This window comes from Microbulbifer thermotolerans (genome assembly GCF_001617625.1).
GTDB lineage: Bacteria > Pseudomonadota > Gammaproteobacteria > Pseudomonadales > Cellvibrionaceae > Microbulbifer > Microbulbifer thermotolerans.
On record NZ_CP014864.1, the window covers coordinates 2,524,453 to 2,549,402 of the forward strand.

Consider the following 24,950-nt stretch of genomic DNA (forward strand, 5'->3'; position numbering starts at 1 on the left):
CTGGCCCCCCGCTTTTTTACCCGATATTTACCGCATCCCAGGAGTATCTATGTCCTTTGGAAAAGTTGTATCCGTCGGCATATTGCTGATCTGCGCGGGACTTACCGCCTGCGGCGACGACACCCCACCCAAACCCACCAATAATGAACGCACCGACACCTGGCCCAGGCTGGCACCGGCACTGCCGCGAGATCCGGAACTGGAGGCCAGAATTGAAAGCCTGCTGGCGCAAATGTCCATAGAAGAAAAAGTCGGCCAATTAATTCAGGCGGAAATCAAATACGTCACCCCGGAAGACGTGAGAAAATACCATCTCGGTTCCATCCTCAACGGCGGTGGCACCTACCCGAACAACGATAAATTCGCTTCGCCCCAGGACTGGCTGGCAATGGCCGACGCCTACTACGAAGCCTCTATGGACACCTCCGATGGCGGCGTGGCGATACCGATTATCTGGGGTTCCGATGCTGTTCACGGCCACAATAACCTAGTGGGCGCGACACTGTTTCCCCACAATATTGGCCTCGGCGCCACACGCGACCCGGATTTGATCCGCCGCATCGGTGAGGCGACCGCACGGGAAGTCGCCGTAACTGGTGTCAACTGGACCTTCGCTCCCACCGTCGCCGTGGCGCGGGACGACCGCTGGGGACGCACCTACGAAAGCTACTCCGAAGACCCGGAGATACTGGGGCCCTACGCCGAACAGATGATCAAAGGCATTCAGGGGGAAGTAGGCAGCACAAGTTTTCTCGACGGATACCACTTAGTGTCCGCTGCCAAACACTTCGTCGGCGACGGCGGCACAACGCGGGGCAGAGATCGCGGCGACACCCAAGTTTCAGAAAAGGACTTGGCAGAAATTCACGCCGCCGGTTATATCTCTGCACTGAAAGCCGGTGTGCAGACCATCATGGCATCCTTCAACAGCTGGAACGGCGAGCGCCTGCACGGCCATGCCTATCTGCTGACGGAAGTATTAAAAAACCGGCTCGGTTTCGACGGTTTTGTAGTCGGCGATTGGAATGGACACAGATTCGTACCCGGCTGCACCGTAGAGAGCTGCCCCCAGGCTATCAACGCCGGTCTGGATATGTTTATGGTTCCCTCTGATTGGAAGGCTCTATACGAAAATACCCTGGCACAAGCCAAAAGCGGGGAGATTTCCGCAGAGCGACTCAACGACGCCGTATCGCGGATTCTGCGGGTCAAACTGCGCGCGGGACTCTTCGAGCGCAATCAGCCACTGGCGGGCAAAAGCGGCATCCTGGGCAGTGCCGAACACCGGGCCATCGCCCGCGAAGCCGTGCGCAAATCCCTGGTACTGCTGAAAAACAACGGCGGCCTGCTGCCGCTGGACCCCCGCGGGAAAATTCTCGTCGCCGGAGACGCGGCGGACAATATCGCCAAGCAAAGCGGCGGCTGGACCATTTCCTGGCAGGGCACAGGCAATACCGATGAAGATTTTCCCGGCGCCACCTCAATTTACGACGGTATTCGGGACGCGGTAAAAAAAGCCGGCGGTGAAGTCCTGCTGAGTGTTGACGGCACTTACACCAAAGACAGTTTCAGTGACGGCGGAAAACCGGATGTCGCCATAGTGGTATACGGAGAAGACCCATACGCCGAATGGCACGGTGACCTGGCCAGTATTGAATATCAGCTGGGCATAAAAACCGATCTGGCGCTGCTGAAAAAACTGAAGGCGCAAAATATACCCGTGGTCAGTATTTTTATTTCGGGGCGCCCCCTTTGGGTCAACAAAGAGCTGAATGCATCCGATGCCTTCGTTGCCGCCTGGCTACCGGGTTCCGAGGGAGCAGGTATCGCCGACGTGATACTGACCGATGCCGAGGGCAATATCCAGCACGATTTCACTGGACGCCTGTCCTTCAGCTGGCCGCGGCTGGTGCACCAGACAGTGCTGAACCGGCGGGATGAAAACTACGATCCTCTGTTTGCCTACGGCTACGGTCTCAACTATGGCGATCAGACACAAATCAGCAACAATCTACCGGAAGACGGCGAAACCTATGTCGAAGGCAGACTGGAAGACGCCTGGCTTCTGGTATCCCGCCCGCGCTCGCCATGGCAGCTGTTTATCGCCGATGCGGACAAAGCGCCATTGCCTGTTACCGGGAACCGCGCCAGTAGTGGCAGCGACGAGAATATCACCGTGGCATCCATCGACATGGAATCCCAGGAAGACGCGCGTCTGATCCACTGGAAAGGACTGCGGGACGGCAGCGTGCAGCTGGTGGCCCCAAAACCGCAAAACCTAAACCGCTATTTGAAGGAAAATGCCGCTCTGACCATGGATATCCGCGTGGACCAGCCGCCGGAAGGTCCCGTTGATGCGATTATCGCCTGCGGGGACGACTGTGCTGCGGAGTTGCCACTGCAAGGCCTGCTGCAACAGCAGTCTCCCGACACTTGGTCCAATGTATCCATCGATCTGCAGTGCTTCGTCCGCGCCGGTGCGGATTTCAGCCGCATTTCCAGTGGCCTAACACTCCGCAGTAAAGGCCCCCTGTCTCTGGCTGTGGCAAATATCAAATATGTACCTGGCGCCGCGGAATCGGCGGAATTGAAATGTCGCGGTTGATTGAGAAAAAGGACCCCTGAATTTTTTCAGTGAGTGCCGCAGTTGATTCTGGGGCACTCAGACAATCGCACGGACATTTCGAAAGCACACTTCCCTGTAGCTCCGCCGGAGACACACCTGTATCCGGCGGGTCTCCCCTCCGGACTCGAAACACCTTTAAGTCCTGGCAGAGAATTAATAAGAAGCGCCCCCAGGGGGCCGTTTCATTGAGCGTAGAAAGATGTGATCAATCTGCTGGCACTATCGTAGGCAACGCCTCAACCTCCTCCGCCTGACGATACTGGGAAGGGGTCATACCCACGGTCTTCTTGAAGAATGTGTTGAATACGGATTTACTGTTAAACCCTACGCTGAGGTAAATGTCTGTGATGGTCCTGTCCCGCGCCGCTTCTGAACGCAGCAACCTGCAGGCCTCCCCGACACGATAGCGATTGATGAACTCGTAGAAATTAACCCCAAAATGGCGGTTGATCACCATGGACAGGTCCCGCGCCGGCATGGACAGCCGTTCCGCCAGGATATCAAGGGTGATGTCAGGCTGCAGATAGGGTTTGTCCCGCTCCATCGCGGCATCTATCTCCGACGCCAACTCCGGGTTCAAAATCTGCTCAGTGGCCGGCTTGCGCCCCTTTTCCCGCTGGTGCACCCCCTCAAAATAGGCGAAATAGCGGATACCGGTAAACACCAGCAGATTAATCAACATAAACAATGTGTAATAGCCAGTGAGTCCGATCACCTCGAACACCCTTAAATCGTAGTGTTGACGCAGGCTCGCCAGCTTGGCGACACTCAATACGACCTCCATGGACATTACCACCAGGAAACCCGAAACCAGCACCTGCATCCAGGTGAGATCCACTTTTTCGACATTGGAGTGGGTAGACTTCAACAGGCGGATGTACTGCAGCATCAGCCGCAGAGACCAGAGGCAATAGGCCACCCGCAGGCATTTGCACAGGAATTCCACTAACACATAGTGCCAGCTGTACACCAGATCCTCGCTGTGAATCACTGCCAGGCGCTCCGCTAGGGGCAACCTAAAGAAAACCACAACCATGTAAATAAAGAAGAGCACCACAGGCAGTAAATGTAGGAGGTCCCGCCGGCGAAGAGCAAAATCGCGGAAGACGAGGGATTTCACACAAAAGAATAGCAGAGCTCCGTCGAGGTAATAGGCAAATCCCCCGAGGAAGTAGAGCTGTGGCCAGAAATCCCGCACCTTAAACTTAAACTCAGCACCCCAGAGGATCAGTTCATGCAGAGAGATAAAAGCATGGGCAAACAGGAAAGCGGCCAGAAAGCGGGTGCTTGTCTGTTTATGGCTGTTGGTCGCAAGCAATAGCACAGCGAAAAACAGGCACTGCATGGCCGTCATCCACAGGATGATATCGTGGAAATTAAATAGAACTTCACTCATCGCTTTTGTTTTTATTGCCAGTTAGAGAATCAAAATTTTTATTTTCTGGCTTTTCCGCAACGTTCGGCTAATCCACGGCAGCCGAACCTCGCCAATCCGTTGAGGTTCGCCTGCAGTTCGGATTCTCTCCCTTCAGCCGAACGACCTTATTGTGTCCCAAGTATAAATTGACCCAGCGACCACAGCTTCTGTGTATCGCATACCAAACCAATATAATAAAGGACTATCGAGATGAGAAAGATAATACCCACAATCGGTGGTAAATGGTCCACCTCCCACAAAAAAATTTCCTCGCGAGACAGGTCGCCAGGGATCGCCAGTACCCTGTTGTTGGCCTTGGCCTTTCTCTGGGGCGATACAGCTCAGGCGCAATACCTGCACACTGAGGGTACACAGATTGTCGACGGCAACGGCAATCCTGTTCACCTCAACGGCATCAATCTGGGCAACTGGCTGTTGTGGGAGGGTTATTTGATGATGGGAGATTTCAATTACCGCACCCATACCCAGTTCCTCAACAGCCTGGCCGACACCTTTGGCAGTATGGCCCAGGCCAAGGAATTCGAACACCAGTGGCGCCTGAACTACGTGACGGAACGGGAAATCGCCGATCTGAAAAGTCTCGGGTTCAATGCGGTGCGTGTCCCCTTCCACTACAACTTGTTCTGGGAAAACGGGCAACTGTCGGATCACGGCTTCCAGTACTTGGATCGCCTGATCGACTACTGCCGCACCCACGGTCTCTATGTACTGCTGGACATGCACGCCGCCCCCGGCTACCAGAATCCCGGAGACCACAGCGATAACATCGATTCCAACGCCAGCCAGCCGCGGGATTCCGTCAAATTCTGGGATGGCGACAATGTGCTAATCGCCAGCCAGGTATGGCGTCATATCGCCGACTACTACAAGAACGAACCGGTGATCTGGGGTTACGACCTGATCAATGAACCCGTCCCTCAGGCCGGGCGCGAGTACGAGCTGTTGCCCTCGCTAATCGCCATGCGTAATGCCATCCGAGAAGTGGACAATAACCACGCAATCATCGCGGAAGGCAGTTGGTGGGCATCAGATCTGCAAAAGATCGACTGGACCGACTCAACTACTCAGACCAATACCGGTGTCAACAGCCGCTGGGACCACAACCTGGTGTATCAGACCCACCACTATGTATTCGGCAATGCCGGTGCCGTCTCAGACCTCTACCCTCGCGCGGACCGCACCAACAACATGGGGGTACCATTGATCCTGGGGGAGTATGGTGAAGACAACAACGACATCATCCGCCAGCTCACCGACTGGTCCGCAAACAACATCGCCGGCCAGTTTCCCTGGTCGTTCAAAAAGATGAGTCACGATCGCACCCTATGGACCATTCAGCCCAATAGCATTTACAGCCAAGTCGTGGATTACATCAATCACGGCGGTACCCCCCCGGCCAATGCCTATGCGGGCATGATCGATTTTGCCCAAAATCACATCGGCAATGGTTCCGCCAATGTGAGCTGGCATCAGGATTTCTACGATGCCATCAAAACCAACAGCAGCACACCGCCACCAGCCAGTTGCGACAGCGTCACCCCGCACAGTACCGGCCGTATTGAAGCGGAAAGCTACTGTTCCATGTCCGGAATTCAACTTGAAGACACCAGTGACAGCGGCGGCGGACAGAATGTGGGCTGGATCGATAGTGGTGACTGGCTGGAGTACCGGGTCGATGTGCCGCAGAGTGGTGTTTACACATTGACCTATCGCATCGCCAGCACCACCAGCACCGGGCAGCTGCGACTGATGAGCGACGGCACTCAGCTGGCCGACACCAGCTTTCCAAACACCGGCGGTTGGCAGAATTGGCAGTCGGTATCCCTGAATGTAAACCTGTCTGCGGGCATCCAAACCCTGCGCCTGCAAGTAGCCGGCGGCGGGTTCAATCTGAACTGGATTGAACTGGGAGCAAGCAGCCAAGATCCTGGCAGTATCGCCAATGGCGAATACCAGATCCGCAACCTGGCCAGCGGCCTGTTGCTGGGTGTTGCCGACAGCGCAACCACCAATGGGGGTAACGTAATCCAAGGCGGCAACCAGTCCTGGCAGATCACTGCCCTCGGCGATGGCAGTTACCGGCTGGAAAACACCTACAGCGGCTTAGCACTAGATGTGCAGGACGCATCCACAAGTAACGGCGCCAATATCCAACAGTGGGAATACGGCGGCGGTGACAACCAGAACTGGCTGATCGAGCCGGTCGACGCCAACCGATTCCGCATCATATCCGTCCACAGCGGCAAATCCCTGGACGTTCAGGACGGCTCCACCGAGCCCGGAGGCAACATCCAGCAGTGGACTTATCACGGCGGTGACAACCAGCTATGGCTGCTTGAAAAGTAACCCAAAAGCCAACAAGCTAAGCCGAAATACAGGAGCCGCCGACACCGGTCGCGGCCCCTGTCACTTGTGGAAGCCAACTGGCGCCCTCAACTGAACACACACTAACCCATTGATTTTAAAGGACTTTTAAAGCGTACGACTGATCAAAAATACTCGAACCCTCCCCAAAAGCTGGATTTTTCGTTCGAGTAACGGTACCCGAACGCACGGCCAAAAGGTCTTTGGCAGAGTTCCTCCTCCGTCACAGCAGGCGGCATAAAACAATAACCATATCTCAGAGGAAAACGATGATGAGACTGCACAAGCCTTTGGCGCTCTCCATTGCCCTGGTCAACACGGGAATGGCTCTTGCCCAGGAGGAAGAGAGAAACTCACAGTACGACGCTTACCAAACCAACTCTCTGGAAGAAGTTACCGTTACCGCCACCAAGCGGGAAACCAACCTGATGGAAACCCCGATTTCCATCACCGCCTTCAGCCAGGAAAAACTGGACCGCGAGGGCCTGACCAACATCAAGGATATGGCGCAAATGGTGCCGAACATGGAAATCTCCATGGACTCGTCCCAGACCGCGCCGGTGGTTGCCATGCGCGGTGTGCGGTCCACCAATATCACCGAGCTGGGTGATCCCTCAGTGAGCTTACACCTGGACGGCATCTACTCTCCCCGCCCGCAGGGCGCCATGGCGTTGATGTTCGATGTGGAGCGGGTGGAAGCCATGCGCGGTCCTCAAGGCACGCTGTTCGGGCGCAACTCAACCGTGGGTAACGTCAACATCATCTCCAAGCGCCCGGACTTCAACGAGTTCGACGCGTCCATCGGCATCGAACTCGGTCGCTGGAACCACCAGCAGACCCGCGGCATGATCAATATCCCGGTCAGCGAGACCTTTGCCCTGCGCGCTTCCTTTATGCAGGAAACCCGCGACTCCTATCTCGACGGCTACTACGACCCCAACCAGTGGGATGTGCGCTACCTGCCGGAAGAAATTCAGAACGCCCCAGTGTATACCGGTGCTGATGAAGACCGCAGCCTGCGCCAGCGCGAGCGCTGGGGCAGCGGTGAAGTACAGGAGCTGGTCAAGGCCGACCCTTCCGACTTCTACAACAACTCCGATCAATACGCCTTCCGCATCAGCGCTCTGTGGGAACCCGTAGAATCCCTATCGTGGATGCTGGCCTATGAGCAATTCCAAGACGACAGTGCCGGCGGTACCGACACCCTCAACTGTGATATGGCCGCCAAGCGCATCCGCAAAGACGATGATGGCAACTATCTGGATGCCGACGGCAATATTTCCGATGTACCAATACCCGGCCAGCTGGGTTGTGAAAGCGTATATGGCCCCGGTGCCGACGACTACACCGTCAACGTCAGTGTGCCCGGATTTCTCGACCTGAATATCGAATCCGTACGCTCCAATTTGAGTTGGGATCTTTCCGACGAAATCGCCTTGGTGTACAACGCCGGCTGGAGCCAGCAGGTGCGCTCACAGCGCTCCGATCAGGACCGCGGCATCACCGGTTGGGATATGTCCATCTTCTTTCGCGATGCGACCTTCACTTCCCAGTCCCACGAAATCCAGTTGCAGTCCACCGGCTCTGGCCCGCTGCAGTGGATTGCCGGCGTTTTCTATTTTGAAGAAGACAACAATATGCAGGGTGGCTGGATCAACAGTGGCCAAAATGCGGACTACTGGAATCAGCCTGAGCGTACCCTCAAATCCCAGGCCCTTTTTACCCAGGGCACCTACGCCATCACCGACCAGCTGAACCTGACTCTTGGTGTGCGCTACACCGAAGATACCAAGCAGGATGTGGGCGGTCACAATATGGCCTGTAACGCTGACACCATTAATCCACAAACCGGCGAGGCTTGTTTCCCGGCGTGGGATCGCGATGCGTTCAATCAGTTGCCCACGGATTACTTCGAGGACTCCTCCATCTACAGCATCGTCAGCGACAACCAGACCAAAGGCAGTTGGGATTTTACCAACTATCGCGTGGGCCTGGATTACATTGTCAACGACGACCTGATGGTATTCGGGTATATAGCCAACGGCTTCAAATCCGGCGGCATCGGCGACGTGTTTGTACAGTATGAGCAAGACCCCACCACTGCAGAATACCTGACCGATGCCAATGGCGACCGCATCATTAAAGAGCGCCATCAGAACACCTACGATCCAGAAATCGTGACCACCTACGAGCTGGGCGCCAAGGGCACTTACCTGGACGGCAACCTGAACATCATGGCGACGCTCTTCTACAGCGACTACGAAGATATGCAGGCGGCATCGGCCAAAGGTATCTTTCCCTACTATGTGGAAGAGCGGGATGACGAAACCGGCGAGTTAACCGGTGAAATCACCACTGAAACTCAAACGGTTTTCCAGACAGACAACATCGGCAGCGCCGTAATCAAAGGTCTGGAAGTGGAATTTGACTGGGCACCGATTGAAAACGGTCGCTTTGAAGGTTACCTGACCTGGCTGGACACCGAAATCACCAGTGATTTTATCTATCACTGGGATTTCGCAGCCACTGACCTTTTCGAAGTGGATCACGGCGTAGCCACCAACCCAGACAACGATGCAATGAAAGTTAACCTCAAGGGCAACGAACTGGCGGCATCCCCGAAACTCAGTGTCAAGCTGAACTACACCCATACGTTTCGTTTCGACAACGGCTTCGCCATTATTCCTCACCTCAGCTACTTCTGGCGAGACAAGTCATACCACACCTTCCTAAACGTGGATAAACACTACGATATCTTCGCCACGGAAACTCCCGACGCCTTTAGCGATGTGCGCCCGGCATTCCACAGTGTAAACAGCACCCTGAAGCTGGAAGCGCCGGATAACAAGTGGAGTGTGGAAGCCTTCGTTTACAACCTCACCGACCAAAAAGAAACCTATTGGGCCGGCGGTGGCGACGGCGTTATCAAAGGCCCGGTTTCCATGCCGCGTTTCTATGGCATCCGCGGCAACTACAACTTTTAACCGACTGCCGGATTAACAGTAAAGCGATCTTCACCTTCGCTTGTCGTCCTAGCCCCCACCTATGCTGGCGGGGGCCTTTTTCCCCGCGCCGATTTTACGCGTAAGCAAACTGATGTCAGTAGTACCTGAGAGAGATTAGTATGAAAAAGTATCCCATTTATATTGCCGCTATGGCCGGGCTTCTCTCGCTCGCCGCCACTCTGCCACTTCAGGCCGCCAACGAATCTGTGGCTACCACCCAATCCCACAGCCAACAAAATGCCATCGAGTCCCGTATCCAGAGCCTACTCGCACAAATGTCCGTGCAGGAAAAAATCGGTCAGCTGGCACTGCGCGACTGGGGAACCTTCAAGGCCGAGGATATGAAAGATATCAAGCAGGCAATACGCGAAGGACGCGTCGGAGGGTTCCTGAATGTCAACTTCAGTTCCGTGGATAACAATGCATTCGAGGAATTGCAACGCCTCGCCGTGGAAGAAAGCCCCCGGGGCATTCCGCTTCTGTTTGGGCAGGATGTAATCCACGGCTACGAAACCATTTTCCCAATTCCTCTCGGCCAAGCCGCCAGCTGGAATCCGGAACTGATTAGAAACGGGGCGCGCATCGCCGCACAAGAGGCCAGCGCCGATGGCATCCGCTGGACCTTTGCACCCATGATCGACATCAGCCGCGACCCGCGCTGGGGCCGCATCGCCGAAACCCTGGGGGAAGATCCTCTGCTGACCTCGATCCTCGGTGTCGCCATGGTGGAAGGTTTCCAGACTGACAACCTCTCCGATCCCACCAGCCTCGCTGCCTGTGGCAAACACTTTGCCGGCTACGGTGCCGCAGAAGGCGGCCGCGATTACAACAGTGCTTATATTCCCGAGCGCCTGCTACGCGATATCTACCTGCCGCCGTTCAAGGCCGGTATAGACGCAGGTATGCAGAGCATCATGAGTACCTACAGCTCCCTCAACGATGTCCCCGGCACTGGTAGCCCCTTCCTGTTCAAACAGATTCTGCGAGACGAATGGGGGTTTGACGGCTTTGTAGTAAGTGACTGGAACGCGGTGATGGAAATGATTCCTCACGGCTATGCTCGCGACGCCAAGCACGCCGCCGCCCTTGCCGCCAATGCGGGCATCGATATGGAGATGCACACGGACACCTACGAACAATTCCTGGCAAGATTAATGGACGAAGGGGAATTTACCGAAGCACAGTTAGATACAGCGGTGGCCAATATCCTGCGGGTAAAACTGCGCTTAGGACTGTGGGAAAACCCCTACCCCCGAGCAAAAACGCCAGCCGAGCGTGAGCAGATCATCCGCAACGACCAATTCCTGAATGCCGCCAAAGAGGCCGCCAAGGAAACCTTCGTCCTACTCAAAAACGACAAACAGCTGCTGCCGCTGAAGAAAGGCCAGACGGTCGCACTTATTGGCCCATTGGCGGATGCCCCTCACGAGCAGATGGGCACTTGGGTGTACAACGGTAACAAAGAACACTCGCGCACCCTGCTACCTGCACTGCGCGCGATGGTGGGTGATAAAGGTAAAATTCTCTACGCCGCCGGCCTCGAATACAGCCGGGACACCAGCACGCGCGGTTTCAAAGCGGCAATCAAAGCGGCCAAAAAAGCCGATGTAGTGCTTTTTGTCGGCGGCGAGGAAGCTATCCTCTCCGGCGAGGGCCACAGCCGCGGCGATATTCGCCTGCCCGGCGCACAGGCGCAACTGCTGGCAGAGCTGGCCAAGACCGGCAAGCCGCTGGCAATGGTATTGATGGCTGGGCGCCCGTTGCAGCTGGATCAAACCCTCGAACAGGCCGACGCAGTGATGATGGCCTGGCACCCGGGAACCATGGCCGGACCGGCACTGGCGGAGGTGCTCTACGGAGAAACCTCACCTTCCGGCCGCCTGCCGTTGAGCTGGCCGGTGGGCGCGGGCCAGATCCCTATCTATTACAACCACCTACCTACTGGCCGTCCGGCAACCGATGACAATTACACTCGTATCGAAAAAATCGGTCGCGAGGTGTTTCAGCATCAGCCGGGCAACTCATCCAATCTGCTGGATTACGGGCACAAACCGCTGTTCCCATTCGGTTACGGCCTCACCTACAGCGAATTCCATTACAGTGAACTGGAACTTTCCGACAGCACTCTGGATGCAGATGGACAATTGCATGTTTCCGCCACCATCACCAACACCGGCAAGCGCACCGCCACCGAAACCGTGCAATTGTATGTGCGCGACTTGGTGGGCAGTGTGTCGCGGCCGGTACGGGAATTAAAGGGTTTCGAGCGTATTACCCTGGCGCCCGGAGAATCCCGTCGCGTGAGTTTTACACTTAAAGCCAACCAGCTGGCCTTCCACAACGCGCAGATGCAACAGGTGATCGAGCCCGGTGAATTCCATGTATGGATTGCACCAGACGCAGAATCGGGCTTGCAGGGCAGCTTTACCCTGCAATAAGTGCTCCATAAAAAATAGTTCAAAATAAACGGATAGCGCTGCCCCGAGTTCCGTAAATGGGGTGGCGCGCGGGTAAAAGAAATATGGCAGTGAATACAGAATTCGCTGCCCCACAACTTCCCTTTTTTTCGGCAGCAACTGATAGAAACGTAATTCCAACCGATTTCGCACCTTACTTAGTAAATCCACACAAAGTGGAACAGTTTTGTCACACCAAAATATCGCAATCAACGGCCCCTGCGGATTACGTAAAGAAGAACTTCGAACCCAACACAATAACAACCAAACACCTAAAAGCAGGAAGTAACCAATGCAAGCGTATGAGAAATCCATTGAAGGCAACCTGGAGCCTCTACAGGAGCGCCAAGACGCGGCGCCCCTTCCCCTGATAACCTTGATCTGCTGTGTGGCCACCATCGGTGGCTTCCTGTTCGGGTTCGACAGTGGCGTGATCAACGGCACTGTGACCGGGCTGCAGCAGGCATTTCATTCCGATACCGCCGGCACGGGCTTTAACGTAGCCTCGATGCTGCTGGGCTGCGCCGCGGGTGCCTTTTTTGCCGGTCGCCTGGCCGATCTTTGGGGACGCAAGACACTGCTACTGATTGCGGCGGTCCTGTTTGTCGTCAGCGCCTGGGGTTCCGGCATTGCCACCGGCTCCCCGGAGTTTGTTTTCTACCGCATTCTCGGCGGTCTCGCGGTGGGCGCGGCCAGCGTAATGTCACCGGCGTATATCAGTGAGATAGCCCCGGCGGCCCTGCGCGGTCGGCTGACCACCATCAACCAGATAGCAATCATTTTTGGTCTGTTTGCAGCATTTGTAAGCAATTACTGGCTGGCCCAGGCTGCTGGCTCTGCGGTTAATGACTGGTGGCTGGGCTACACCGCCTGGCGCTGGATGTTCTGGATTGAAATCGCTCCGGCGATGCTGTTCTTTTGCACCCTACTACTGATTCCGGAAAGCCCCCGCTACTTGGTTCTTTCCCGCCAGACAGAGAAAGCCAGGGCTGTATTGAGCAAGCTCTACGGTAAAGCGGCTGCAGCCGGAAAACTGGAGAGCATTCGCCAGTCCACCGTTAGCAACCGCCGCCCGCGCCTGTCAGACCTGCTGGAATCCAATGGCGGCGGTGTGGGCAAGGTGCGCAAGATTGTGTGGGTGGGCATTGGCCTAGCTACCTTCCAGCAGCTAGTCGGCATCAACGTTGTCTTCTATTACGGCGCGGTACTGTGGCAGGCGGTGGGTTTTTCCGAAGCAGATGCGCTGCTCATAAACATCATCTCCGGTGGTGTCAGCATTGCAGCCTGCCTGATTACCATGACACTGATCGACAGGATCGGCCGCAAACCGCTGCTGCTAGCGGGTTCCATCGGCATGGCGGTGACGCTTGGTCTGGTGGCCTTCGCCTTTGCCGGCGCCACCGTGGATGCAAACGGTAAACTGCATCTCTCTCAGTCCATGGGCTTGCTGGCACTGATCGCGGCCAACGTCTACGTGTTCTTCTTCAACGGTTCCTGGGGGCCGGCCATGTGGACCCTGTTGGGCGAGATGTTCCCCAACCAGATCCGCGGCTCCGGCCTTGCAGTTTCCGGCCTCTCCCAATGGGTTGCCAACTTCGGCATTACCATGACCTTCCCGATCATGCTGACGGGAATCGGCCTCGCCGGAGCCTACGGCATTTACACACTGTTTGCTCTTCTGTCCATTGTCTTCGTGGTCTACCTGGTGCAAGAAACCAAGGGGCTGGAACTGGAGGAAATCCGCGGATAATTGCGGCGGAAGGGATCGATCCCCGACCGCTCGCGCCGGTTTATTCCGGGACTGGTACCAACAGCCCCACCCGTACTATCGCGCGATTGCAGGGGGCGGGGCGCATGGCACGGGCCAGCAAAGATAAAAACAGAAAGGTAAGGGCGAACCCTGTGTTCGCCCGAGCGGGTATCAGGAAGCGATATTGCCGTAGCTCATCAACCGCTGGTAGCGCTTCTCCAACAGCTCGTCGATGGGCGTGCTGGTCAGCCGTTCCAACTGATCGCCGAGGCGTTCCTTCAAGCGTGCGGCCATGGCATCCGGATCGCGATGAGCCCCACCCAAAGGTTCCGGAATTGTTTCGTCGACGATACCCAGCTCTTCCAGCACACTGGAAGTCACCCCCATGGCCTCGGCCGCCAGCGGCGCCTTCTCCACGGTTTTCCAGATGATATTGGCGCAGCCCTCGGGAGAGATCACGAAGTAAGTGGAGTACTGCAGCATGTTCAGCTGGTCGCCCACACCAATCGCCAGCGCGCCGCCGGAGGAGCCTTCGCCAATCACGGTGCAGATGATGGGGGTGCGCAGACGGGACATCACCGCCAGATTTTGGGCGATGGCCTCACTGATGCCCCGCTCTTCACTGTCGATGCCCGGATAGGCTCCGGGAGTGTCGATCAGGGTCAGCACCGGCAGTTTGAAGCGCTCGGCCATCTGCATGATACGCAGCGCCTTGCGATAGCCTTCCGGCTTGGGCATACCAAAGTTGCGCGCCACCTTTTCGTTTACGGAGCGCCCTTTCTCCTCACCGATCACAGCCACCGGTTTTCCGTTCAGGCGCGCGATGCCGCTAATAATGGCTTTGTCATCGCCGAAATGGCGATCGCCGTGCAGCTCATCCCAGTCGGTGAAAATACGCTCAATATAATCCTTTGAATAGGGGCGCTGTGGGTGGCGCGCCACCTGCACCACCTGCCAGGGGGTGAGGTTGGAGTAGATGGATTCGGTCAGGCTCCTGCTCTTCTCGCGCAGCCGGGCCACCTCGTCGGCAATATTCAGATCGACATCGTCACCCACATGCTGCAGCTCTTTGATCTTGCTTTCCAGCTCAGCGATCGGCTGTTCAAATTCGAGAAAGTTGAAATTCATGAAGTCCGCGCCTTGATATTTGGGAACCCGGGAGCGCCGGCCCCCGTTCAGCTCGCGGGCCGCGGGCCCGCATATTCGCTGTTACTTAAAAATGTCGGCTAGCTTACCAGATAGAACCGCCTAGTCGAGCCTGCACCCAGGGAATATCTCGCAAGCGGCCAGGGCCAATTTAGCCACGCCGGCGCCGCTCAGTGTAGTTGAGCGCAACGCGCTCCCGCCCGAGCAGCTCGCGCAGGGACTGGACCAGTTGATCGCTCGGCTCCACCTGCCACTGCGACGGCAGCCGGTAGGTGCCGCGAGCATCGCTGCGCACCACCTCGAGACTGACGGTGCAGGCGCCGCCGGTATAGGGCTGCAGGCAGGCAGCCAAACGCTTGGCCAGCCCCGGCGTGGCCGCAGCGCTTTCCAGCCGCAGTTGCACCCCGGTGACACTGTCGCGGCGCAATTCATCCAGGCTGGCGACGCTGTTGACGGTCATTTTCAGGCCGCCGCTGTAGTCGTCGTGGGCAACCGGGCCGTCCAACACCAAGAGGGCGTCTTTGGCCAGTTTCTCGCGGCACTCGGAGAAAGTCTCGCTGAATACCGCCGCCTCTATACGCCCGCTGCGGTCGTCGAGGGTGACAATGGCCATAGTGTCGCCGCGTTTGGTTTTCATCACCCGCATGCCCACTACCAGGCCGGCCACCTTCTGACTGTCCTTGCCCGGTTTCAAATCCGCAATTCGCGCCTTGACCAGCTGCTTGAGCTCATCCTCGTATTCATCGATCGGGTGGCCGGTAAGATAGAGACCGAGGGTGTTTTTCTCCCCTTCCAGGCGCTCGCGGATACTCCAGGGTCGGGTGCGGCGGAAATCCGCATAGACATCACCATCGGAAGCGCTGGGGACCACCTCGCCGAACAGATCCATCATCCCGGCGCTGGCGTTGGCGGCCTGTTGCTCAGCGGCCTTTACCGCCTCATCCAGTGCATTAAACATCACTGCACGAGCGTAATTGAGACCGTCCGCGCCATCGGCGCGCGGGCCGATACTGTCCAGCGCCCCAGAGCGCACCAAGGCTTCGAGGGCCCGCTTGTTGACCTTGCGCGGATCGACGCGGGAGCAAAAGTCGAACAGGTCGGTGAAGGGGCCTCCCTCCTTGCGCACCTTAATAATGTTCTCAATGGGCCCTTCGCCCAGCCCCTTGATGGCGCCAAGACCGTAAATAATGCGATTGTCCGCATCCACGGAGAACTGGTAGCTGCCCAGATTCACATCCGGCGGCACCAGCTCCAGGCCCATGGCCCGGCATTCCTCGATAAAGGTCACCACCTTGTCGGTCTTATCCATATCCGAAGACATGGTGGCGGCCATAAACTGCGCCGGATAGTGGGCCTTGAGCCAAGCAGTTTGGTAGGACACCAGGGCGTAAGCCGCGGAGTGGGATTTGTTGAAACCGTAACCGGCGAATTTCTCCACCAGGTCGAAGATCTTCATCGCCAACTCGGGGTCCACGCCCTGCTTCTTGGCGCCTTCCTCGAAAATGGCGCGCTGTTTGGCCATCTCCTCCGGCTTTTTCTTACCCATGGCACGGCGCAGAAGGTCCGCACCGCCGAGGGTGTAACCGGCCAGCTCCTGGGCGATCTGCATAACCTGTTCCTGGTAGACGATAACCCCGTAGGTGGGCTCCAGGATGGGCTTGAGCTTCTCGTGCTGGTACTTGGCGTCCGGATAGGCCACCTGGGCGCGGCCGTGCTTGCGGTTGATAAAGTCGTCCACCATGCCCGACTGCAGCGGGCCCGGACGGAACAGCGCCACCAGGGCGATCATGTCCTCGAGATTATCCGGCTGCAGGCGTTTGATCAGATCCTTCATACCGCGGGATTCCAACTGGAAGACCGCGGTGGTCTCGGCCCGCTTGAGCATCTGGAAGGTCTTTTCGTCGTCCAGCGGCAGGGCGGCGATGTCCAGCGGCGGCAGTCCCTCGCGGGCCCGCTGCTCATCCACCATGCGCTTGGCCCAGTCGATAATGGTCAGGGTGCGCAGGCCGAGGAAGTCAAACTTCACCAGGCCCGCGTCCTCCACGTCGTTCTTATCGAACTGAGTCACTAGGCCCGCGCCCGTCTCATCGCAGTAGAGAGGCGCGAAATCGGTGAGCTTGGTGGGGGCAATCACCACACCACCGGCGTGCTTGCCCACGTTCCTGGCCACGCCTTCCAGCTGCACCGCCATTTCCCAGATTTCCTGCGCCTCGTCGTCTGTCTCGAGGAATTCCCGCAGTACCTCTTCCTGTTCATGGGCCTTCTGCAGGGTCATGCCCACGTCCGGCGGGATCATCTTGGAGAGCTTATCGGCCAGGCCGTAGGATTTGCCCTGTACCCGCGCCACGTCGCGCACCACCGCCTTGGCGGCCATGGTGCCAAAGGTAATGATCTGGCTCACCGCCTGGCGACCATAGTTGTCCGCCACATAGGCGATCACCCGGTCGCGCTTTTCCATACAGAAATCCACGTCGAAGTCCGGCATGGACACCCGTTCCGGGTTGAGGAAGCGTTCGAACAGCAGGTCGTATTGCAGCGGGTCCAGGTCGGTGATTTTAAGTGCATAGGCCACCAGCGAGCCGGCACCGGACCCCCGCCCCGGCCCCACCGGGATATCGTGATCCTTGGCCCACTGGATAAAGTCCATCACGATCAGGAAGTAGCCGGGGAAGCCCATCTGGATGATGATGTCCAGCTCGAAGCGCAAACGTTCCTCGTAGACAGCGCGCCGCTCGGCGTAATCCGGTGCGGACTTGTCGAGGATCTTATCCAGACGCCGCTCCAGTCCTTCAAAGCAAACCTTCTCGAAGAACTGGTTCTCGTTCATCCCCTCGGGGATGGGGTACTCCGGCAGGAAATACTTACCCAGTTGTATCGGCGCTGAACAGCGCTTGGCGATCTCGACAGTGTTTTCCAGGGCTTCGGGAATATCCGCGAACAGCTCCCACATTTCCTCCGGCGTGCGGAAATACTGCTCCGGTGAATAGCGGCGTTCGCGCCTTGGGTCATCCAGAGTGCGCCCCTCGTGGATGCACACCCGCACCTCGTGGGCCTCGAATTCGCTCTCATCCAGAAAGCGCACGTCATTGGTTGCCACCACCGGCAGTTCCAGCGTCTGCGCCAGGTTTACCGCCGCGTGCAGATATTCCTCATCGCCGGGGCGGCCGGTGCGCTGCAGTTCCAGATAGTAGCGGCCAGGGAAAACCTGCGACCATTCCCGGGCCAGTTCCTCCGCCTGCTGGCGCCGCCCGGCGATCAGGGCGCGGCCCACGTCGCCAAACCTGGCACCGGACAGCATCAGCACACCCTCGCTGTAATCCTTTACCCACTCCCGCTTTACAAAGGCATTGCCGTGGTACTGCCCCTCCATCCAGGCACGGGAAATCAATTCGGTGAGATTGCGATAGCCTGTGCCATTCATCGCATAGAGAGTGATCAGGGTCGGCTTATCCTCGCCGCCCTCGCTGAGCCAGAAGTCAGCGGCGCTTAAAGGCTTGATTCCGGCCCCCAGGCAGGCGCGATAAAACTTGATCTGCGCGAAGAAGTTGGTCTGATCACTGAGCGCCAGAGCGGGCATCTGCAGTTCCGCCGCCCGCGCCACCAGAGGTTTGATTCGTACCAACCCGTCGATCAGGGAATATTCGGAGTGAACTCTTAAATGGACAAAAGGGTTTGTCATTGTGTGTTTGCTTCTCGGCATTAACTCTATAGACGTACCCCCCAGGGACACATCTACATTGCATTCTTCAATCAGCTACCAGATGCGGCCCATCCGGCGCGCGCGCTCGGTACAGCTTCTCAAAACGGCACGGCGCTCCTCATTACTCATCCTCCCCCAGCGGCTGATCTCCGCGCCGGTGCGGAAACAGCCTTCGCAGATATCCTCCGCGTTGAGCGCGCAAACTGAGATACAGGGGGACTTTACCGGCTTTTCAGCCTTGTTCCTGTGATCGGACATCACGTATCGGAAACAGGTATCAGCTGTTCGGCAAAGCGTTTACCGTTAGCTATATAGTGATCGCTGCTGGCCTTGAGCAGCTCGAATGTGGATTCATCCAGACTTCTGACTACCTTGCCGGGACTGCCCAGCACCAGCGAGTAGTCCGGGATTTCGGTATTCTCTGTCACCAGCGCATTGGCGCCAATAATGTAGCACTTGCCGATCCTGGCCCCGTTCAACACCACCGCATTGATACCGACCAGGCTGTAGTCGCCAACGGAGCAACCGTGCAACATCGCCTTGTGGCCGATGGTTACCCCATTACCGATGGTGAGCGGAAGGCCCGGATCTGTGTGCAACACCGCCCCGTCCTGCACATTGCTGTAGGCGCCGATGGTAATCGGGTCGGAATCGCCGCGCACCACGGCGTTAAACCAGACAGAGCTGTGGGCGAGCATCCTCACATTGCCAACCACTTGGGCCCCGGGAGCGATATAGTGTCCCTCACCTTCCAGTTGCGGCTCTTTGTCCCCCAGTTTGTACAGCATCTAACCTCCGCGCCCGGTGAAATCGAGGGGCTATTATCCCGGTCGCAGAGGGCGGTGACCAGAGAATCTCCGTTTGATACGCGCCGGGGAATAAAAGAAATACGTTTTCTGAGAAAAGGCGCGCGGGAATGGGGTGAATATTGCACACAGGCAGGCAGATAAACCCGCAATTACAGCGAGTGCTCCTGCTGTACAAAACGGGCCCCCTCCAGGGCCAACAGGCGCGCTTTGATGTCCAGGCCGCCAGCGTAGCCGGTCAGGCTGCCGTCGGCGCCGATCACTCTGTGGCACGGAATCACAATGGCGATAGGGTTGGCGCCGTTGGCCCGCGCCACGGCGCGCACCGATTTCGGATTGCCCATCGCTTCCGCCTGTTGGCGGTAACTGCGGGTTTCGCCATAGGGAATCCGCTGCAGCGCCTCCCAGACCCGACATTGAAAATCCGTACCGCGCGGGCACAACGGTAAATCGAACTCCCGCCGCTTACCGGTGAAATACTCTTCCAGCTGCCCCGCCGCGCTATCGGTCAGCGCCGACGAGCGCCGATCCCAGTGGGACCCGGCGCACACGGGCCGCGCGTCGCTGTGAAATGCCAGCGCCACCACCCCCCGGGTATCCGCGGCGATGGCCACCGCACCGAAGCGAGTGGTGTAGATTTCATAGTTGATCATTTCAATTCTCCCGGTTTCGCCGCTTGCCACCGCGAATCCGCGACACCCGGAGAGAAGCGGGCCGGATGCGCTGCAGTTTTTCCCAATGCTCGGCGCAGTGTAGAGCTAGCCCCCCTTGCGGACCAGTGATTTCCTCACCGCCGCTTGCGGTGAGCAAACAGCAGCTCCAGCCCCCGTTTGACAAAAAGGGCAAACGCCGCCTCATGTGTCGAGCTGCGGTGCCAATAGATGGACGAGTGCCGGAACCTGGCCTAAACCTGATGCGCGGACCACAAGTCCGCAACGCATTTCCTTCTCCGGAAATAGCACACAGCCAAACAGGGATGTCAGGCTGTGGCTCCGGCGGCCGCCTGCCGCATCGGTATACGGTAGCGCCAGCGATAGTTTGCTGGCCCCGGCGGCGCAAGGCACCTGCCCAGAGCTATCGCCCCTCCCTGTGGCCTACCCCACCATACACAGCGGCACTTGTGCCAAGGAGATTTCGTTCATGTTACGAATACCTATTCTGTTTTTCGCTTTGGCGATGGCAGTCCTAACGGGCTGCGACGCCGACGGCAGTACCGGCCACCCGCCACCATTCGTGGATTCGGATTCAGATACTATCCCCGACTCCGAGGATAACTGCCCAACTGTACCCAACCCCAACCAGAGAGACCTCGATGGCGACGGCCTCGGCGACCTCTGCGACGACGACGATGATGGCGATGGCCAGCCCGATGGCTTCGACAACTGCCAATTCGTCTCCAACCCCGACCAGGAAGACTCCGACGGTGACGGCATCGGCGACGCCTGCGACGACATCGATAACAACGATGACGACGGCGACGGCATTCCCGACGACGACGACAACTGTCCCAACACGCCCAACCCAGGTCAGGAAGATTCCGACGGTGACGGCATCGGCGACGCCTGTGACAACGACGGCGACAACGACGGTGTCAACGACGACGCCGACAACTGCCCCAATACGCCTAATCCGGGCCAGGAAGACCAGGACGGCGACGGCATCGGCGACGCCTGTGACGACGACGTGGACGGCGACGGCGTGGACAACGACAGCGACAACTGTCCGCTCGTGGCCAACAGCGATCAGACAGATACAGACGGTGACGGCATCGGCGACGCTTGTGACAACGACAAGGACGGCGACGGTATCACCGACACAGAAGACAACTGCCCGCTGACACCCAACCCCGGTCAGGAAGACGCCGATAGCGACGGTATCGGCGATGTCTGTGACAGCGACCGGGACGGCGACGGTGTCGACAACGGCGTTGATAACTGTCCGGACACCCCCAATCCCGACCAGATGGATACGGACGGCGACGGACTCGGCAATGCCTGCGACAGTGATGACGACGGCGACGGCATCGACGACGGCGCCGACAACTGCCCGCTGATCGCCAACGCCGATCAGACCGACACCGACGGCGACGGCATCGGTGACGCCTGCGACAGCGACGACGACGGCGACGGTGTGGACGACGGCAGCGACAACTGCCCGCTGGTACCCAACCCCGGCCAGGAAGACACCGACAACGACGGCGTCGGCGACGCTTGTGATTCACTCACCGACTCCGACAACGACGGTATCGGCGACGACGTGGACAACTGTCCGACAGTGCCCAATCCGGGACAGGAAGACCTGGACAGCGACGGCCTCGGCGACGCCTGCGACAACGACGATGACGGCGACGGCGTGGACGACGGTGCGGACAACTGTCCGACAGTCCCGAACGTGGATCAGAGCGACACCGACGGTGACGGACTCGGCGACCTATGCGACAGCGACGACGATGGAGACGGTGTCGACGACGGCGTCGATAACTGCCAGTTCATCGCCAACCCCGATCAGACCGACACCGACGGCGACGGCATCGGTGACGCCTGCGACAGCGACGACGACGGCGACGGCGTCGACGACGGCGCCGACAACTGCCCGCTGATTGCCAACCCCGGTCAGGAAGACCAGGACGGCGACGGCATCGGCGATGCCTGCGACGACGATGTCGATGGCGACGGCGTCAACAACGATGTCGACAACTGCCCGACCACAGCCAACGTCGGCCAGGAAGACCTGGATGGCGACGGCATCGGCGATGCCTGCGACGATGACACCGACGGCGACGGTGTGGACAACGGCGTCGACAACTGCCCGCTAATCGCCAACCCCGGTCAGGAAGACCAGGACGGCGACGGCATCGGCGATGCCTGCGACGATGACGTGGACGGCGACGGCGTGGACAACGACACCGACAACTGTCCGCTGGATGCCAACCCGGCCCAGACCGACACTGACGGCGACGGCCAGGGCGACGCCTGCGACAGCGACGACGATGGAGACGGTGTGGACGACGGCAGCGACAACTGCCCGCTGGATGCCAACCCCGGCCAGGAAGACCAGGATGGCGACGGTATCGGCGACGTCTGCGACGATGACTCCGACACCGACGACGACGGCCTGGACGACGGCAGCGATAACTGTCCGTTGGTTCCCAACGCCGATCAGACCGACACCGACGGCGACGGACTCGGCGATGCCTGCGACAACGACGACGACAACGACGGCGTTGAAGACGGCACCGACAACTGCCCGCTGATCGTCAACCCGAGCCAGACTGACACCGACGGCGACGGAATCGGCGACGCCTGCGACAACGACGACGACGGCGACGGCGTCGACGACGGAGCCGACAACTGCCCGCTGGATGCCAACGCGGATCAGCTGGATACCGACGGCGACGGACTCGGCGACGTCTGTGACAGTGACGACGATGCCGACGGCGTGGACGATGTTGCCGACAACTGCCCGCTCATCGCCAATCCCGGCCAGACCGACACCGATGGCAACGGTATCGGCGACGCCTGTGACAACGACGATGACGGCGACGGTATCGACGACAATGTCGACAACTGCCCGCTGATCGCCAACCCCGCCCAGGAAGACACTGACGGCGATGGTCTGGGCAACGTCTGTGACAACGACGACGACAACGACGGTGTCGCCGACGGTCTGGACAACTGCCCGCTGGTGGCCAATGCCGATCAGCTGGATACCGACGGCGATGGACTGGGCAACGCCTGTGACACCGACGATGACGGCGACGGCATCGAAGACGGCAGCGACAACTGTCCGCTGAATTCGAATTCGGATCAGACCGACACGGACGGTGACGGCATAGGCAATGCCTGCGACAGCGACGACGACGGCGACGGTGTGGACGACGGCGCCGACAACTGTCCGCTGGTACCCAACGCCGATCAGACCGATACCGACGGCGACGGACTCGGCGATGCCTGCGACAGCGACGACGACAACGACGGTGTCGACGACGGCAGCGACAACTGTCCGTTGACCCCCAACCCGGGACAGGAAGACACTGACAGCGACGGTATCGGCGACGCTTGCGACGCCCTTACTGACTCCGACGGTGACGGCATCGGCGATCTCGTGGACAACTGCCCTGCTACACCCAATCCCGGCCAGGAAGATCTGGACGGCGACGGTATCGGCGATGTCTGCGACAGTGACGATGACGGCGACGGCGTCGACGATGGCACCGACAACTGCCCGCTGATCGCCAACGCCGACCAGACCGACACTGACGGCGACGGACTCGGCGACGCCTGCGACAACGACGACGACAACGACGGCGTTGACGACGGTGCCGATAACTGTCCGCTGGTTTCAAACGTCGATCAAACCGACACCGATGGCGATGGCGCAGGCGACGCTTGTGACAACGACGACGATGGTGACGGTGTCGACGACGGTGCCGACAACTGCCCGCTGATCCCCAACGGCGATCAAACCGACACCGACGGTGATGGCGTGGGTAATGTCTGCGACAGCGACGACGACGGCGACGGTGTAGATGACGGCGTCGACAACTGCCCGCTGGTATCCAACAGCGACCAGACCGATACCGACGGCGACGGACTCGGCGATCTATGTGACGCTGACGACGACGGCGACGGCCTCGACGACGGCGCTGACAACTGCCCGCTGATCCCCAACCCCGGTCAGGAAGACACCGACGGCGATGGTATCGGCGATGCCTGCGACAGCGATGTAGACGGCGATGGTGTCGACAACGGCGTCGACAACTGTCCGCTGACCCCGAATGCCGACCAGGCAGACGTGGACAGCGACGGTATCGGCGATGCCTGTGACGATGACCTGGATGGCGACGGTGTGGACAACGACAGCGACAACTGCCCCATCGATCCCAACCCGGGTCAGGAAGACCAGGACGGCGATGGTATCGGCGATGCCTGTGACAACGATCTGGATGGCGACGGGGTCGACAACAACGTCGACAACTGCCCGAATATCGCCAACGCAGATCAGGCGGATACCGACAGTGACGGCATCGGCGATGTTTGCGATCCGGACTTCGCCCGCTGCGGTAACAACCAGGTGTACGAGCCGATCACCGTGCCCAACGCCACCGTCAGCAGCGGCACCGAGGGCATCTGCCTGCTGTGCACTGTGACCGACGAAGCGGACGTGATTGACAACAACCTGAACAACGCAGCGCGCATCTCGGTTCCGGTCGGTGTGGCAGGCAGCGGTTTTGTCCGCGTCACCGATACCGGCACTACCTATACCGGTACTAACAGCGTCGGCTTTGTGCTGGAAAACCCGGATACTCTGCTGGATCTGACCATACTGCAGAGCATCACTATCTCCACACTGCTGAACGGCACCGTGGTAGACAGTGCATCCGGTGGCAGCCTGCTGGCACTGAACCTGCTGGGCAGCGGCGACCGCAAACTGGTAGTGTTCGAAGCCAATGGCAACTTCAACCAGTTGCAAGTCAATGCGGGAGCACTAGTAGACCTGCTGAATCAGATTGATGTCTACGCAGCCTGTGTTCGCCCAATAACCCCCTGAGGAAAATAACAGTATCACCCGGCCCGCTCACAAAGCGGGCCAACACCTGGCCCCGGCACTTGCCGGGGCTTTTTATTTTTGCAAAGCGCAAAAACCGACAGAGCCAACC

General features: G+C 58.5%; 12 protein-coding genes. 6 read left to right on the top strand and 6 right to left on the bottom strand.

Annotated features, from left to right (window positions below; all coding sequences use genetic code 11):
* Positions 1-49: 49 nt before the first annotated feature.
* Positions 50-2,605, top strand: a complete 2,556-nt coding sequence (locus A3224_RS10585) for a glycoside hydrolase family 3 protein (protein ID WP_067154236.1) — start codon at positions 50-52, stop codon at positions 2,603-2,605.
* A gap of 226 nt (positions 2,606-2,831) precedes the next feature.
* On the opposite strand, the gene A3224_RS10590 is transcribed toward A3224_RS10585, so the two are convergent.
* Positions 2,832-4,022, bottom strand: coding sequence for an AraC family transcriptional regulator (locus A3224_RS10590; protein ID WP_067154239.1), 1,191 nt, complete (start codon positions 4,020-4,022; stop codon positions 2,832-2,834).
* Positions 4,023-4,253: 231 nt separating this feature from the next.
* On the opposite strand from A3224_RS10590, the gene A3224_RS10595 reads away from it, so the two are divergent.
* From A3224_RS10595 to A3224_RS10610, 4 genes are all read left to right on the top strand, one after another.
* Positions 4,254-6,410 carry a carbohydrate-binding protein gene (locus tag A3224_RS10595; RefSeq protein ID WP_082817490.1) on the top strand — a complete coding sequence of 719 codons (2,157 nt, stop codon included), beginning with the start codon at positions 4,254-4,256 and terminating at the stop codon, positions 6,408-6,410.
* Between the two features lie 287 nt (positions 6,411-6,697).
* On the top strand, positions 6,698-9,412 hold the full coding sequence (locus A3224_RS10600) for a TonB-dependent receptor (RefSeq protein ID WP_231902360.1): 2,715 nt from the start codon (positions 6,698-6,700) through the stop codon (positions 9,410-9,412).
* Between the two features lie 140 nt (positions 9,413-9,552).
* Positions 9,553-11,871 (top strand): glycoside hydrolase family 3 N-terminal domain-containing protein, encoded by a 2,319-nt coding sequence (locus A3224_RS10605; RefSeq protein ID WP_231902361.1) that lies wholly within the window; start codon positions 9,553-9,555, stop codon positions 11,869-11,871.
* Between the two features lie 310 nt (positions 11,872-12,181).
* The gene (locus A3224_RS10610) at positions 12,182-13,639 is read left to right on the top strand and encodes a sugar porter family MFS transporter (protein ID WP_082817491.1); all 1,458 of its coding nucleotides are present in this window, start codon (positions 12,182-12,184) and stop codon (positions 13,637-13,639) included.
* A gap of 171 nt (positions 13,640-13,810) precedes the next feature.
* Here A3224_RS10610 and A3224_RS10615 read toward each other — a convergent pair whose 3' ends face one another.
* The 5 genes from A3224_RS10615 to A3224_RS10635 form a co-directional block, all read right to left on the bottom strand.
* Complete coding sequence (locus tag A3224_RS10615) at positions 13,811-14,767, bottom strand: acetyl-CoA carboxylase carboxyltransferase subunit alpha (RefSeq protein WP_067154250.1); 957 nt, start codon at positions 14,765-14,767, stop codon at positions 13,811-13,813.
* Positions 14,768-14,936: 169 nt separating this feature from the next.
* Positions 14,937-18,464 carry a DNA polymerase III subunit alpha gene (dnaE, locus tag A3224_RS10620; RefSeq protein ID WP_067154253.1) on the bottom strand — a complete coding sequence of 1,176 codons (3,528 nt, stop codon included), beginning with the start codon at positions 18,462-18,464 and terminating at the stop codon, positions 14,937-14,939.
* 75 nt (positions 18,465-18,539) lie between these two features.
* Complete coding sequence (locus A3224_RS10625) at positions 18,540-18,743, bottom strand: DUF1289 domain-containing protein (RefSeq protein ID WP_067154256.1); 204 nt, start codon at positions 18,741-18,743, stop codon at positions 18,540-18,542.
* The gene (locus A3224_RS10630) at positions 18,743-19,273 is read right to left on the bottom strand and encodes a gamma carbonic anhydrase family protein (protein WP_067154259.1); all 531 of its coding nucleotides are present in this window, start codon (positions 19,271-19,273) and stop codon (positions 18,743-18,745) included. The genes A3224_RS10625 and A3224_RS10630 overlap by 1 nt, the downstream gene beginning before the upstream one ends.
* 170 nt (positions 19,274-19,443) lie before the next feature.
* Positions 19,444-19,944 carry a methylated-DNA--[protein]-cysteine S-methyltransferase gene (locus A3224_RS10635; protein WP_082817492.1) on the bottom strand — a complete coding sequence of 167 codons (501 nt, stop codon included), beginning with the start codon at positions 19,942-19,944 and terminating at the stop codon, positions 19,444-19,446.
* A 487-nt stretch (positions 19,945-20,431) separates the two neighbouring features.
* Here A3224_RS10635 and A3224_RS17655 point away from each other — a divergent pair, with 487 nt between their 5' ends.
* A complete protein-coding gene (locus A3224_RS17655) occupies positions 20,432-24,841 on the top strand; it encodes a thrombospondin type 3 repeat-containing protein (RefSeq protein WP_067157861.1) in 4,410 nt (1,469 codons plus the stop codon).
* The last annotated feature ends 109 nt before the right edge of the window (positions 24,842-24,950 follow it).